Origin of the sequence: Kribbella sp. NPDC048928 (assembly GCF_043197975.1) — a bacterium.
In the GTDB taxonomy this organism is placed as follows: Bacteria; Actinomycetota; Actinomycetes; order Propionibacteriales; family Kribbellaceae; genus Kribbella.
This window is the reverse complement of the sequence record NZ_JBICUC010000002.1, coordinates 331,247-344,836: the sequence shown is the minus strand read 5'-3', so window position 1 is coordinate 344,836 and position 13,590 is coordinate 331,247. Positions and strand designations below refer to the sequence as shown.

The 13,590-nt window shown below is 69.3% G+C and carries 14 protein-coding genes and 1 riboswitch; of the genes, 10 read left to right on the top strand and 4 right to left on the bottom strand.

The features are described from left to right. Positions 1 to 159: 159 nt before the first annotated feature. Positions 160 to 1,686 (bottom strand): FGGY family carbohydrate kinase, encoded by a 1,527-nt coding sequence (locus ACGFI6_RS08450; protein WP_393116332.1) that lies wholly within the window; start codon positions 1,684 to 1,686, stop codon positions 160 to 162. Positions 1,687 to 1,801: 115 nt separating this feature from the next. On the opposite strand from ACGFI6_RS08450, the gene ACGFI6_RS08445 reads away from it, so the two are divergent. From ACGFI6_RS08445 to ACGFI6_RS08430, 4 genes are all read left to right on the top strand, one after another. Then, positions 1,802 to 2,728, top strand: coding sequence for a nucleoside hydrolase (locus tag ACGFI6_RS08445; protein WP_393116330.1), 927 nt, complete (start codon positions 1,802 to 1,804; stop codon positions 2,726 to 2,728). Further along, positions 2,721 to 3,716 carry a sugar phosphate isomerase/epimerase family protein gene (locus tag ACGFI6_RS08440; RefSeq protein ID WP_393116328.1) on the top strand — a complete coding sequence of 332 codons (996 nt, stop codon included), beginning with the start codon at positions 2,721 to 2,723 and terminating at the stop codon, positions 3,714 to 3,716. Before ACGFI6_RS08445 ends, ACGFI6_RS08440 begins: the two co-directional genes overlap by 8 nt. 115 nt (positions 3,717 to 3,831) lie before the next feature. Further along, the gene (locus ACGFI6_RS08435; protein WP_393116326.1) at positions 3,832 to 4,710 is read left to right on the top strand and encodes a transketolase; all 879 of its coding nucleotides are present in this window, start codon (positions 3,832 to 3,834) and stop codon (positions 4,708 to 4,710) included. After that, on the top strand, positions 4,707 to 5,675 hold the full coding sequence (locus ACGFI6_RS08430) for a transketolase family protein (RefSeq protein WP_393116324.1): 969 nt from the start codon (positions 4,707 to 4,709) through the stop codon (positions 5,673 to 5,675). The genes ACGFI6_RS08435 and ACGFI6_RS08430 overlap by 4 nt, the downstream gene beginning before the upstream one ends. On the opposite strand, the gene ribB is transcribed toward ACGFI6_RS08430, so the two are convergent. Next, positions 5,659 to 6,273, bottom strand: a complete 615-nt coding sequence (gene ribB, locus ACGFI6_RS08425; RefSeq protein ID WP_393116322.1) for a 3,4-dihydroxy-2-butanone-4-phosphate synthase — start codon at positions 6,271 to 6,273, stop codon at positions 5,659 to 5,661. The genes ACGFI6_RS08430 and ribB overlap by 17 nt on opposite strands. A gap of 83 nt (positions 6,274 to 6,356) precedes the next feature. Further along, positions 6,357 to 6,490, bottom strand: a riboswitch (FMN riboswitch). Between the two features lie 99 nt (positions 6,491 to 6,589). On the opposite strand from ribB, the gene ACGFI6_RS08420 reads away from it, so the two are divergent. From ACGFI6_RS08420 to ACGFI6_RS08395, 6 genes are all read left to right on the top strand, one after another. Further along, positions 6,590 to 7,567 (top strand): sugar-binding transcriptional regulator, encoded by a 978-nt coding sequence (locus ACGFI6_RS08420; protein ID WP_393116320.1) that lies wholly within the window; start codon positions 6,590 to 6,592, stop codon positions 7,565 to 7,567. Further along, entirely contained in the window at positions 7,557 to 8,900 is a 1,344-nt protein-coding gene (locus tag ACGFI6_RS08415; protein ID WP_393116318.1) for a threonine/serine exporter ThrE family protein, read from the top strand. Before ACGFI6_RS08420 ends, ACGFI6_RS08415 begins: the two co-directional genes overlap by 11 nt. Before the next feature lie 75 nt (positions 8,901 to 8,975). Then, positions 8,976 to 9,710 (top strand): class I SAM-dependent methyltransferase, encoded by a 735-nt coding sequence (locus ACGFI6_RS08410; RefSeq protein ID WP_393116316.1) that lies wholly within the window; start codon positions 8,976 to 8,978, stop codon positions 9,708 to 9,710. A gap of 100 nt (positions 9,711 to 9,810) precedes the next feature. Beyond that, positions 9,811 to 10,209 (top strand): cyclic nucleotide-binding domain-containing protein, encoded by a 399-nt coding sequence (locus ACGFI6_RS08405; protein ID WP_393116315.1) that lies wholly within the window; start codon positions 9,811 to 9,813, stop codon positions 10,207 to 10,209. Further along, the gene (locus ACGFI6_RS08400; protein WP_393116313.1) at positions 10,199 to 11,167 is read left to right on the top strand and encodes an adenylate/guanylate cyclase domain-containing protein; all 969 of its coding nucleotides are present in this window, start codon (positions 10,199 to 10,201) and stop codon (positions 11,165 to 11,167) included. Before ACGFI6_RS08405 ends, ACGFI6_RS08400 begins: the two co-directional genes overlap by 11 nt. 13 nt (positions 11,168 to 11,180) lie before the next feature. After that, a complete protein-coding gene (locus tag ACGFI6_RS08395) occupies positions 11,181 to 11,903 on the top strand; it encodes a GNAT family N-acetyltransferase (RefSeq protein ID WP_393116311.1) in 723 nt (240 codons plus the stop codon). Here ACGFI6_RS08395 and ACGFI6_RS08390 read toward each other — a convergent pair. Further along, positions 11,900 to 13,117 (bottom strand): HAAS signaling domain-containing protein, encoded by a 1,218-nt coding sequence (locus tag ACGFI6_RS08390; RefSeq protein WP_393116310.1) that lies wholly within the window; start codon positions 13,115 to 13,117, stop codon positions 11,900 to 11,902. The two genes, ACGFI6_RS08395 and ACGFI6_RS08390, sit on opposite strands and share 4 nt — an antisense overlap. Further along, complete coding sequence (locus ACGFI6_RS08385; RefSeq protein WP_393116308.1) at positions 13,114 to 13,443, bottom strand: PadR family transcriptional regulator; 330 nt, start codon at positions 13,441 to 13,443, stop codon at positions 13,114 to 13,116. The genes ACGFI6_RS08390 and ACGFI6_RS08385 overlap by 4 nt, the downstream gene beginning before the upstream one ends. Positions 13,444 to 13,590: the final 147 nt, after the last annotated feature.

Below are 13,590 nucleotides of genomic sequence, written 5' to 3'. Positions count from 1 at the left end.
GAGTCGGGTTGTGCGGCTGCATGGTGGCGATGGCGGCCGGCCACGCGGGCCCAGGGCGGACGGTGGTCGAGGTGGCGCCGGCGCGTGTGGTGGTGGGCAGGCAGTCCGGGCGGGTGGTGGAGGTGGCGTTGGTTCGCGTGGTGGGGGCGGGCGGCGGGGTCAGGCTTGGGTGGTTCTGGTCTTGGTGATGGCGGCGGTCCAGGCGGCTCGGCGCTGGGCGCGGTGGGTGGGATCGGAGGCGGGGGCTTCGGTGGGGGTTGTGTGGGCGGTGGAGGTCGCGGCTTTGGTGGGGTTTTTTTGGGTGGGGGCGGCGGCGGAGTCTGCGGGGGTGTTGGTGGGGGTGTTCGAGGTGGCGGGGGTGAAGGTTCGGCGGGGTTGAGAGTGGGGTTGAGAGTGAGGGCGGGGCGTGGGGTTGGTGAGGGTGGTCCAGGCTAGGTGGGCGGTGCCTAGGGCTGATAGTTCGGGGAGGTTGGCGGCTTCTACGGGGGCGCCTAGTAGGTCGGCTTGGGTTTGCATGAGGAGGTCGGAGACGGTGGCGCCGCCGTCTGCTCGGAGGCTGGTCAGGGGGCCGGGGATGGTGTCGGTGATGTCGCAGATCTGGTGGGCGACGGCGTCGACTGCGGCCCGGGCGATGTGGGCGCGGGTTGTGGAGCTGCTCATGCCGGTGAGGGTGGCGCGCGCTTCGCGGTCCCAGTGCGGTGCGCCGAGCCCGGTGAAGGCCGGCACGAGTATGACGCCGTCGGCCGACGGGACGGTTGCGGCCAGCGCCATCAGTGCGCCGACGTCGGGCAGGCCGAGCAGGTCCGCGGTCCAGACGAGCGCGGCGCCGGAGGAGACGATGTTGCCTTCGAGTGCGTACATCGGCCGGTCGGTCAGCCAGGCGAGCGTGCACCCAGCCGGTACGAAGTCCGGGACCGGTGTCATCACCGACGATCCGGTCCCGTACGTCGCCTTGACCATCCCCGTCTGCGTACACCCCTGCCCGTACATCGCCGCGTGCGAATCGGCCAGTACGGCGACGATCGGGATCCCGTCGGGCAGCCCCGGAACGCCCTTCGTCGCCCCGAAGCCGGCGTTCGACGGCCGTACGTCACCGAGCGCCGACCGCGGTACGCCGAACGCGTCGAGCAGCTCGTCCGACCAGTCGAGCGCAACCACGTCGTACAGCAAGGTCCGCGACGCGTTCCCGGCCTCGGTCAGGTGCTCTTGGCAACCGGTCAGGCGATGGATCAACCAGGAGTCGACGGTGCCGACGCGAGCGTCCGCCCGGTCGAGGAGCCAGCGCATCTTCGGTGCGGAGAACATCGGGTCGACGCGCAGCCCGGTACGTCGACGGACCAGATCGTCAACCGCGGAAGGCAGATCGGCGCACCACGCGCTCGTACGGACATCCTGCCAACCGAGGACCGGGCCGATCGGGGTGCTTGTGTGGTCCCAGGCAACGACCGACTCGCGCTGAGTGGACAGCGCAAGACCGACGAGTTCCACGTCCGGGCGGAGGCAGGCGGCGATCGCGATCAGCACGCTCTGCCAGAGATCCTCGGCGTCCTGCTCGACCCAGCCGGGGCGCGGGGTCGACAGCGCGACGGGGGAGGAACCGGACGCGAGCACGCGGCCGTCGGCGGCGACCAGGACCGCCTTGGAGTTGGTCGTGCCCTGGTCGATCGCGAGTACCGCCTGGGTCATCGCCCCTCCAAGATTCAACTGAGCCCTTGACGGGACTCTAGCCGCGTGGCGACACTCATGACGACAGGCTATGCAGTACTGAATATATATTCGGGTGCATCGAAGGAGAGTTCACGTGCGAGGTGGCCGGCGGCGGGTGATCATCGATACCGATGCCAAGAACGAGGCGGACGACCAGTTTGCCATTGTGCACGGACTGCTGTCCCCGACGTTCGACGTCCGCGGGCTGATCCCCGCGCACTTCGGCACCTGGCGGTCGGACCGCAGCATGGAGGAGTCCCGCGAGGAGATCGACCTGCTGCTGGACCTGACCGACCTGACCGGGAAGATCACCGTCGCGAACGGCGCGCCGGCGGGTCTCCCGGACGAGCAGACCCCGGTCGATTCCGACGGTGCCCGGCTGATCATCGAGGAGTCCAAGCTCGCGTCCGCGAACGACCCGCTGTTCGTGTCGTTCCTCGGCCCGCTCACCGACCTGGCGTCGGCGATCTTGCTCGACCCTGAGCTCGTACGCCGGGATGTCGTCGTGATCTGGATCGGTGGCCGCGGCTACAACGGCTACGCGGCCGATCACCGGATGGAGTTCAACCTCTCGAACGACATCCACGCCGCGAACGTGGTCTTCGGATCCGGCATGACCGTGTGGCAGGTGCCGAGCGACGTCTACACGAAGGTCTCGGTCGGGTACGCGGAGCTCGAGGAGAAGATCGGCGACGCCGGTCCGCTCGGCCGGTACCTCGTCGACCAGCTGATCGAGTGGAACGACAAGTGGCACGGCGAGCCGATCGAGTCCCGCTCGCTCGGTGACTCGCCGGCGATCTCGCTGATGCTGTACCCGCACAGCGGCAACTTCCGGACCCGTCCGGCGCCGCGGTTCGGCGTCGACGGCTGGTACCTGCCCGGCACCGACAACCCGATCCAGGTCTGCGAAGAGGTCGACGTCCGGTTCCTGCTCGAGGACATGTTCGCCAAGATCCGCCGCTTCGCGCGCCCGCCCAATAGCAGTCCCCACCGCCCCGTACAAGGAGAGACTCATGACTGACCTGCCGGTCTTCGGTGCAGGCATCTGGCATTTCGCCACCTACAAGGACCGCTACGCCACCGACGGGTACGGCGAGCCCGTCGGACTGCTCGAGCAGATCGACCGTGCCGGTGCCGTCGGCGACCTGTCGGTGGTCGATCTGAACTGGCCGTTCGCCGGCTACGACGGGACGCTCGACGAGGTCAAGGATGCGCTGCAACGCAACCACCTGAAGGCGATCGCGATCACGCCCGAGATCTACACCAAGGACTTCGTCAAGGGCTCGCTGACCAACCCCGATCCGGCCAAGCGCAAGCAGGCGCTCGAACTGTTGCATCAGGCAACCGAGCTGGCGAAGGACCTCGGCTGTTCGTACGTGAAGCTGTGGCCGGGCCAGGACGGCTGGGACTACCCGTTCCAGGTGAACTACCACGACATCTGGAACCTCGCGCTGGACGGCCTGAAGGAACTGGTCTCCGCGCATCCGGACATCAACTTCGTGATCGAGTACAAGCCGCGCGAGCCGCGGGTCAAGATCATCTTCCCGAACGTCGCTCGGACGCTGCTCGGCATCGAGAAGATCGGCCTGCCGAACCTGGGCATCCTGCTCGACTTCGGGCATTCGCTGTACGGCCAGGAGACGCCGGCCGACGCGGCGCAGCTGGCGATCGACTACGGCCGGCTTTTCGCGATCGACGTCAACGACAACCTGCGCGGCTGGGACGACGACATGGTGGTCGGCTCGGTGCACCTGGTGGAGACGTTCGAGTTCTTCCACACGCTGCGCAAGAACAACTGGGAGGGCGTCTGGCAGCTCGACCAGTTCCCGTTCCGCGAGGACAGCGTGCAGGCCGCGAAGCAGGCGATCACCTTCCTGAAGGCGGTGCACCACGCCCTCGACGTACTGGACGAAGAGGCGCTCGCCGCCGCGCAGGCGTCGCACGACGCGCTCGCGGCACAGAAGCTGGTCCAGAAGGTCCTGCTGAGTTCCATGGCAGAGATCGCATGACGCTGTGCTTTTGGCCGGGCCTTCGGCGCCGGCGTGGTCATGGGGCCTCCCGGTCTTCCCTCGTCGCTCCGGTCGCTTCGCTCCCTCCGCTCCTCAGTCCAGACCGGGAGGCCCCATGACCCTCACAACTGATCACACGACAATGCCGGTGCCCGGGCGACTGCCCGTGCACGCGGAGCGCGCCGAGCGGGTCGCGCACATCGCCGAGGCCGCCCGGCAGATCCGGATCCAGGACCTCAAGCTGGTGCACCACGCCGGTGCCGGCCACATCGGCGGCGACTTCTCCGCAATCGACATTCTGGCCACGCTGTACGGCGCCGTGCTCGACATCTCGCCGCAGAGCGTGAACGACCCCGAGCGGGATCGCTTCATCCTGAGCAAGGGCCACGTCGCCGGGGCGCTCTACACCACGCTGGCCGCGTTCGGGTACCTGCCGGTCGAGGAACTCGCGACGTTCCTCAAGCCACTGTCCGCGCTCAACGGGCACCCGAACCGGAACAAGGTGACCGGCGTCGAGGCGAACACCGGTCCGCTCGGGCACGGTCTACCGATCGCAGTAGGACACGCGCTGTCCGCGAAGCTCGACGGCTCGTCGCGCCGTACGTACGTCCTGGTCGGAGACGGCGAGCTGCAAGAGGGTTCGAACTGGGAGGCGATGATGGCCGCCTCGCAGTACCGGCTGGACCGGCTGACCGTGATCGTCGACCGGAACCGGCTGCAGCAGGGCGCGACCACCCAGGAGACCAACGAGCTGGACCCGTTGCCGGCGAAGGCGGCCGCGTTCGGGCTCGCCGTCGTCGAGGTGAACGGGCACGACCACGGCGAGCTGCTCGACGTACTGTCCGCGGTGCCCGTCGAGCCGGGCAGGCCGACGTTCGTGATCGCCCATACGCACAAGGGTCACCCGATCTCGTTCATGAGCGACAACGTCGCCTGGCACCACCGGGTCCCGGATGCCGCTGAGTACCAGCAGGCCCTGAAGGAGCTGCAATGACAGTCGTCGAGACCCGCTCGATCGCGGACCAGCCGCGGTACGACTGCCGGGACGCGTACGTCGAGACGCTCGCCGAGCTCGCGCACGCGGACCACCGGATCGTTGGCGTGGTCAACGACTCGGTCGGATCGAGCAAGCTGAACAGCTTCCGCAAGGCGTTCCCGGACCGGCTGATCAACGTCGGGATCGCCGAGCAGGACATGGTCGGCGTCGCGTCCGGCTTGGCGAACGGCGGCCGGATCCCGTTCGTGTCGGCGGCGTCCTGCTTCCTCACCGGCCGCGCGCTGGAGCAGATCAAGGCCGACGTCGCGTACTCGAACACCAACGTCAAGCTCTGCGGGATGAGCCCCGGTGTCGCGTACGGCGAACTCGGCCCGACGCACCACTCGATCGAGGACATCGCCTGGCTGCGCGCGATCGCCGGCCTGACCATCATCGTGCCCGCTGACCCGATCGAGACCGCGGCCGCGTTGCGCTGGGCGGCTGCGTCCGAGGGGCCGGTGTTCATCCGGGTCAGCCGGATGAGCGTGCCGAAGGTGTACGCCGAGGACTACTCGTTCGAGCTCGGCAAGGCGATCACAGTACGGGACGGCGGCGACGTGACGCTGATCAGTAACGGCACCGTGCTGTGGCGGGCGCTGGCCGCCGCGGAACAGCTTGCCGGGGAGGGGATCTCGGCGCGGGTGCTCTCGATGCCGACGGTGAAGCCGTTGGACACCGAGGCCGTGGTCGCGGCCGCGCGGGAGACGGCCGGCATCGTGACCGCCGAGGAGGCGGTGTCCGGTGGCGGTCTCGGCGGTGCGGTCGCCGAGACCGTCGTACAGCAGCATCCGGCCCGGGTGACGATCCTCGGGATTCCCGAGTTCGCCCCCACGGGGTCGGCCGGCTACCTGCTGGACCGGTACGGCCTGTCCGCCGACGGCATCGCCGCAGCCGCCCGCAAACTGGTCACGACAGGTAGCTGACCAGGTCGGCGATCGAGATCATCGCGAAGCCATGAGCGTCGGCGAACGCCCGCAGGTCGGTGCCGGTCATCAGCGTGCCGTCGTCGTTCATCAGCTCGCCGATCACACCGACCGGCGGCAGGCCGGCCAGGCGGACGAGTTCGACGGTGGCCTCGGTATGACCGGGCCGCTGCCGGACTCCGCCGTCGACCGCGCGCAGCGGCAGGATGTGGCCGGGCCGGATCAGGTCCGCGGGTTGCGCCGACGGCTCGGCGAGCACACGGACGGTCCGGGCCCGGTCCGCGGCCGAGATGCCGGTTCCGACGCCGGTCGCCGCGTCCACGGAGATCGTGTACGCCGTTCGCAGGCTGTCCTGGTTGTTCGGGACCATCAACGGCAGCTCGAGCCGGTCCAGGATCTCGGACGCGGCCGGCGCGCAGACGTACCCGCTGGTGTGGCGGACGAGCAGGGCCATCAGCTCGGGCGTTGCGAGGCTCGCGGCGAAGGTCAGGTCGCCCTCGTTCTCGCGGTCCTCGTCGTCGACGACGACTACCGGCCGTCCGGCGGCGAGCTCGGCGACGGCACGTTCGATGGTGTCAAGGCTGGTGAGGGTGTTCACGGTCGCTGTCCTCTCGGCAGTGTGTTCACCAGCACTCCGGGGCAACGACAAGCTTCACGACCCCGTCCGGGGACGTGCAGCTGCCACGTGCGTCTTCCCATCCGGACTTTCACCGTCGGTCCCGGAGTTCCACCAGGTCAACCGCTACTTCTGACGAAGTCGCGGGTCGCGGACTGTCACCGCCGGCTCGGAATTTCACCGACCCCAGAGCACGTGTGTTCTTTCACCGATCAGCTTAGGGCACGTCCGCAGTTCGGGAGTGTCTTGTCCGTCTCATCTGCCTATAGTCCAGTCTGATCATCGTGAGAGGGGACCCGTGAACAGCAACCGTGGTGTGCGCCAGCCGGGGCTGGACGAGCTGCGGCTGCTCGCGAAGGTGGCCCGGATGTACCACGAGAAGGGCATCCGCCAGCCGCAGATCGCCGCCGAGCTGAACCTGTCCCAGGCGCGGGTGTCCCGGATGCTCAAGCAGGCCGTCGAGGTCGGCATCGTGCACACCGTGGTGACCATGCCGAGCGGCGTGCACAGCGACCTCGAGGACGAGTTGCAGGGCCGGTACGGGCTGCGTGACGCGGTCGTCGTCGACACCGCCGGGGCCGGCGACGAGGTGCTGCCCGCGCTCGGGTCGGGCGCCTCTGCGTACCTGGACATGACGCTCACCGGCGGGCACGTGGTCGGGATCTCGTCCTGGAGCGAGACGCTGATCGCGGCCGTCGACCGGATGCCGCGCAAGAGCGTCCCGGTGGTGGACAAGGTGGTGCAGATCGTCGGCGGTCTGGGCGACGCTGCGGTGCAGATGCAGGCGACGCGGCTGACCGCGCGGTTCGCCGAGCTGACCGGTGGGATGCCGGTGTACCTGCCCGCGCCCGGCCTGGTCGGGACGCCTGCGGTACGCCGGGCGATGATGAGCGACGTGTCAGTTCGGGACGTTCTGGGCACGTGGGGACAACTCACCGACGCCCTGGTCGGGATCGGCAGCCTCGAGCCTTCGCCGCTGCTGCAGCGCAGCGGGAACGCGGTCGCCGAGGCCGACCAGGACGAGCTCCGCAGGCTCGGTGCCGTCGGGGACGTGTGTTTCCGGTTCTTCGACGAAGAGGGAAAGCTCGTGCGCTCGACGTTCGACCAGCGGGTCATCGGGGTGACCGCGAAGGAGTTGCTGGCGGTGCCGCGCCGGATCGGTGTGGCCGGCGGCGACCGCAAGTACTCCGCGATCCGCGCCGCCCTGCTCGGCGGCTGGATCAACATCCTGATCACCGACCTCGCCATGGCCCACCGGTTGGTAGATGGAGCCTGAGGAGCAGCGGGAGGTCTACGCCACGATCGACCTGGCGTTGCGGGTCGGTGAGGTGTTGCTGTCCAGCGGCGCGGGTACGGCGGACGCTACCGCCACGATCCTCGGTGTCGCCGCGGCCGGCGGGTTGCGCGGGTGCGAGGTCGACATCACGTTCACATCGATGGCGGTCTCGTACCAGGCGGCGCCGGACGTCGCGCCCGAGACGCACATCCGCCTGGTCCGGTACCGGTCGCAGGACTTCTCCCGGCTGACCGACGTCGACCAGTTGGTACGTCGGCTCGCCCGCGGTGACCTGACCCGCGAGGAGGCCTCTCGCGATCTGGCACGGATCACGTCCGCGGGTCCGCCGTATCCGCGGTGGAGCGCGGTGCTCGCGTGGGGCGTGATGGCCGGCGGCGCCACGTTGCTGCTCGGCGGTGGCTGGCTGATCACGCTGCTGGCGGTCCTGACCGCGATCGTGATCGACCTGAACAACCGCTGGTTCAACCGCCAGCGGCTGCCCGCGTTCTACCAGCAGGTCGCCGGTGCCTTCGTCGCAACCGCGGTCGCCCTGGTGCTGTACGCCGTGCACGCACCGGTCAAACCGTCCCTGGTCGTTGCCGCAGGCATCATTATGCTGCTGGCCGGGATCGCCCTCACCGGTGCCGTACAGGACGCCATCACCGGGTATTACGTGACCGCCGCGGCCCGGAGCCTCGAGGCGATGCTGCTCACCGGCGGAATCATCGCGGGCGTCTCGCTCGGTCTCGCGCTGGGCCTGCGGTTCGGGCTGAACGTCGGCATCGAACCGCAGGCGATCCAACTCGCGAACCTCCCGATCATGGTCATCTCGGGTTCCGTGATGGCAGTCGCCTTCGCGTACGCCTCGTACGCGCCACTGCGCGCGCTGCTGCCGGTCGCGGTGATGGGCGCCCTGGCCTCGCTGGTGTTCACGCTGATGACCAGGGCGTCGTTCGGACCCGCCTGGTCGACCGCGGCGGCCGCGTTCGTGGTCGGCCTCGGCGGATACTCCAGTGGCCGTCGGACCGGCGTACCGCCCCTGGTTGTGGTCGTCGCCGGATCGATCCCGCTGCTGCCCGGCCTGACCATCTACCGCGGCCTGTACGAGTTGATGGCGCGCGGCAACATCTTCGGCATCGTGAGCCTCACCACCGCAGTCGCGATCGGCGTCGCGCTGGCAGCCGGCCTGATCCTCGGTGAGTACGTCGCGCAGCCGATCCGCCGCGAGGCCCGCCGCCTCGAAGACCGCCTGGCCGGCCCCCGCCTGGTAGGCCCTCGCCGCCCCGTCCGGCGCCGCACCACCCGCACCCGCCGACGCCGTCGTGCTGCCTGAACCCGCTCGACGTTCTGTGGAACTGCCCTGTGGTTTACTGCCGATGATCAAGGTTGACGACCTGGAATGGTGGCTGTGAACGGGTCCGAGTTGTACGACGATCCCAACTTCCTGCACGGGTATCGCGAACTCAGGCGTACCGGCCTGGGTATCAACGACGCACTGGAGATCCCGGCCTTGGCCGCTGCACTTCCTCCGGTCGAGGGCGCGCGCGTGGTGGATCTTGGTTGTGGAGAAGGCGGTACGGCGGTCCGGCTGGCGGAGGCGGGTGCTGCCGAGGTGCTGGCGGTCGACGCCTCCGAGCAGATGCTCGCGGCGGCGGTTCCGCACCCTCGCGTCCGGTACGAGCGCGCGGACCTGGCGGTCCTGGACCTTCCGGAGCGATCCGCGGACCTTGTGGTCAGCAGCATGGCTCTGCACTATGTCGAGGACTTCGACGCCCTGGTCGGACGGGTGGCTCGCTGGCTGGCGGCGTCCGGCGCGTTCGTGTTCACGATGGAGCACCCGATCATGACGGCGCCGCTCGTGGCCGCCGACTGTGTCGTGGACGATTACGCCGACGAGGGCCGCCGCGAACGGACCTGGTTCGTCGACGGTGTGGTCAAGTACCACCGGACCATCGGCACGATCGTCGCCGTACTGCGCAGGCACGGCTTCCGGCTCGACCTGATCGACGAACCGCTGCCGACGCCGGAACAGGTCGCCGCGCATCCGCACCTCGCGATCCACCGCCGCCGTCCGCCCGTCCTGCTGGTCGCCGCCACCCTCGGCGAAACTCGCTCCCGGCAACAGTTTTCGGACGCGGAGTGACCGCGGTTCCGGTGAGACGTTAGAGTTACCGACTGGAAACATCGGCGGACCGCCGGGCCCGGCGGGCAGCACGCCGACAGGGCCGACGAGGAGGATCGACGTGGCACTGGGTAGAACGTCCCCGCGGGACCTGCCGCTGTTCGCGGATCTGTCCGGGCGGGACATCAGGGACATCTTCCGCGCCGGCGAGGAGGTGTCGGTACCGGCCGGCTGGTCGCTGATCCTGGAGCAGACCGCACCGGACGCGGCGTACCTGATCCTCAGCGGTACGGCAGCGGTCCGGGAGAAGGGCACCGAGATCGCCGAGCTCGGGCCGGGCGACATTGCAGGCGAGGTCGCGGTCCGGAAGAACACGTTGCGGACGGCAACCGTCACGGCGAAGTCGCGGCTGCAGCTGCTGCACTTCACCCGGGAGAAGTTCGACGACCTGACCCGGCGGCTGCCCGCGTTCCGGGACGCCATCGACGCCACCATTGCCGAGCGCCGCGGTGGCTCCTGACCCTGACCTCGCCGGACTGCAGCGCGACTTCGAGCGCACCCTGCTCGGCGGCGAGCGGAAGTTCACCCGTGTGCAGGTGTCGGAGCGGGCCGGGATCTCGATCGAGCGCGCCGAGCGGATGTGGCACGCGCTCGGCTTCGCGACCGTACCGGACGGCGAGGTGGCGTTCACCGACGGCGACGTCGAGGCGCTGCGGCTGGTCGCGGCGCTCGAGGACGACGGGTTCATCGAGCCCGAGATGGAGTCGTCGCTGGCCCGCAAGTTCGGTCAGACCCAGTCCCGGCTGGCGTCCTGGCAAGCGGCGATGTTCCTGCAGTTCCTCGGCGGTACGAAGCTGTCCGCGGACGAGTCGATCGAGGTCGCGGGGCAGTTGCTGCCGGCGATGGAGCGACTGCAGACGTACGTCTGGCGCCGGCATCTCGCCGCGGCCGCCGGACGGGCGATGGCCGGATCGGACCAGCTCGCCCGCGGTGTGCGGGCGGTCGGGTTCGCGGACATCGTCAGCTACACGCGGCTGACGCGGCGGCTCACCGAGGTTGAGCTGGGACAGCTGATCGAGCGGTTCGAGGGTATGGCCGCGGACGTGGTCGCGCTGAACGGTGGCCGCGTGATCAAGTCGATGGGCGATGAGGTGCTGTTCGTCGCCGACACCGCCGCACAGGGCGCTGCGGTCGCGCTGGCGCTGCAGGACGCGGTGACCGCGGACGCGGAGCTGCCGGAGCTGCGGATCGGGCTCGCGTACGGGACGATCCTGATCCGGCTCGGTGACGTGTACGGCGAGGTGGTCAACCTGGCCGCTCGGCTCACCACGGAGTGCAAGCCCGGTCGGGTGCTCGCGGACCGTGAGCTGGCCGCGGCGCTCGACGGCCACGCCGCGTACGCGATCCATCGGCTCCGCCGGGTCGCGGTGCGCGGGTACCGGCATCTGGTCCCGTACGCGATCCAGCGCGCGGATTGACTACCGTCTGAGCGTGCGTGAGATCAGGACACCGGCCGAGCTGGAGCTGGTGAGTGCGGGCGACTCGATCATCTCGTGGGCGGCGCAGGGGTTCGGCGCGGGCGTACGAGCCTGGATTGCGGGTACGGCGGTGGTCGTCGCGTCACCGGATGTGTCGAAGCACGACCGGCTCGCTGTTGTCGGGTCCGTCGACGATGCGGCTCCGCTGGTGGCCCGCGTACTGGGCGAGGTTGGGCCGTCGTACCGGCCGTTCGGGGACGAGGGGCTGATCCGCGAGCTGGCTGTCCGGGTGCCTGGGCTGACGTTCTCCGCGGCGTTCGGGTGGATGGATGTGGACCGGGTTCCGGACGTGACCACTACGGCGGCCTGGCTGGACGGGGACGGCGGCGTCGAGGCGGTGCTGCGCGAGGCGTCGCCTTCGTCGTACGCGTGGCCTGGGCGGTCCGGCGTACGGCGATGGGCTGCGGTGCGGGGCGATCGTGGTGAGCTGCTCAGCGTCGCTGCGGATGCGTGGAGCGCGCCTGGGGTCGGGTTCCTGGCCGGGGTTGCGACGAATCCTGTTGCTCGAGGCAAGGGATTGTCGCGGCAGGTGTGCGGGTTCGTGACTGCGGAGCTGGTGAAGCGGCACGGGCGGGTCGCGTTGATGGTGGACGGGAACAACGCGGCGGCGATCGCCGTGTATCGGCGGCTCGGGTACAGCTACCGTCAGGTCGCCGCGGCCGGCGCCGAGTCCTAACGGGTCGGCTTCACGGGCAGGGTGGCGGTCGGTGTGCCGTGCGGGATCGACGGCTTCGTCGGTTTCGGCGTCACCGTTGGCGGTGCGGGCGTTGGGGGTGTCTGTGTTGGGGTGGTCGCCGGTACGGGCGGCGGGGTGAACGGGGCCTTCGTGGTGTCCTTGCAGTTTTCCTCGTCGGTGACGACACCGTTCTCGTCGGGCACGATCACGGGCTGCGGGAACAGGTTGCTCGTCCCCTCGCGCCGCGCCTGCCCGTACACGGCCGCGCAGTCCTGAAGTTCCAGGTCGATCGGGTTGCCGTCGTCGTCGTACAGCCGGACCGAGACTTGCTTGCCCTGGGCATCGAACGGGTAGACGTTCGAGATCGGCGTACCGTTCAGCCGCAGACCGTTGTCCGGCGGGTTGTACGCCGAGCCGCCGTGGCGGGTGCCGTAGGTGTCGAGGAAGCCGAACGACGCGCCCATGTACGCCGCCGCGAGGAACGCCGGCACCGCGATCGCGGCGACCACGTTCAGCGGTACGACGTACCACAGCCAGCGCCCGTCCTGCTGGGTGCGCCGCCCGATCCAGATCGACACCACCGCGCCCGCGAGCGCCCCGACCACCGTCACTGCCGGCGCACCGAACAGCGCGAAGAACCCGCCCGCGCCGATCATCCCGCGCGCCACCCACCAGATCGGCTGGCCGATCGTCACCAGCTCGTGCCGGACGTTCGGCGGGATCTGGTCGATCCAGCCGCGGATCGCGGTGGCGGCGCGCGCGCCGTGCGCGGTCTGCAGGACCACGCGCGGATGCTTCCCGTGCAAGGCCAGGACGCCGAAGAACGCCGCCACGAACAGCACGCCGAATCCGAGCAGGCCGAAGAACGACGTCTCCGTCCGCGACCACGCGAAGATCGCGACCGCGACGAAGAACGGTCCGACGGTGGCCGCGATCAGGCCCCAGCGCAGCGCGTTCCAGCCGGCGTCCAGGTCGTCCTTCTGCGGCTGGCGCGGTGGATAGCCCGCCGCGGTCCGCAGTTGGTCGGCGTACTGCTCCGGAGTGCCGAGACGCGCCTGTAGATCCGCGGTGGTGGGCTCGGTGCCGAACTCGGCCGCCACCTCGCTGAGATGACCGCTGACATCCTGCAGTACGTCCTCGAGCTCACCCGGCGGCAGGTCGCTGAGCTGAGCCCGGATCTGCTCGAGGTAGATGGCTGCCGCGCCGGTGCTCACGCTGCCTCCTTCTCCAGCAGGAGCACCGACATGGCGCCGGCGAAGTGGTTCCAGGTCTCGGTGGAGCGGGCCAGCAGCTCACGGCCGGTCTTGTTCAGCCCGTAGTACTTCCGGTGCGGGCCTTCCTCGCTGGGTTGTACGTACGAGGTCAGCGCGCCGGCCTGGAACAGTCGGCGGAGGGTCCCGTACACAGATGCGTCCGCCACGTCTTCCAGCCCGGCGGCGCGCAGTCGGCGGAGTACGTCGTACCCATAACCGTCGCCGTCGCGCAGCACGGCCAGCACCGCGAGATCGAGCACACCTTTGAGCAACTGACTCGTGTCCATTGGGGGCCTCCTCCGCTCGGCACGCTACTACACATTGCGGAGTACTCCGCCAACCAGCGCAATTTCGATCCGACCTCCGAACCCGGCACGCCGATACCCCCGAACCCCCGAGTCGTGGGCATTGGCTGTGAAATCAGCTGATTCTCG

Excerpts from the sequence above, each read along its gene's own strand:
- ACGFI6_RS08450 (WP_393116332.1), bottom strand. The coding sequence starts at position 1,686 with ATGACCCAGGCGGTACTCGCGATCGACCAGGGCACGACCAACTCCAAG.
- ACGFI6_RS08440 (WP_393116328.1), top strand. The coding sequence starts at position 2,721 with ATGACTGACCTGCCGGTCTTCGGTGCAGGCATCTGGCATTTCGCCACC.
- ACGFI6_RS08435 (WP_393116326.1), top strand. The coding sequence starts at position 3,832 with ATGACCCTCACAACTGATCACACGACAATGCCGGTGCCCGGGCGACTG.
- ACGFI6_RS08430 (WP_393116324.1), top strand. The coding sequence starts at position 4,707 with ATGACAGTCGTCGAGACCCGCTCGATCGCGGACCAGCCGCGGTACGAC.
- ACGFI6_RS08415 (WP_393116318.1), top strand. The coding sequence starts at position 7,557 with ATGGAGCCTGAGGAGCAGCGGGAGGTCTACGCCACGATCGACCTGGCG.
- ACGFI6_RS08385 (WP_393116308.1), bottom strand. The coding sequence starts at position 13,443 with ATGGACACGAGTCAGTTGCTCAAAGGTGTGCTCGATCTCGCGGTGCTG.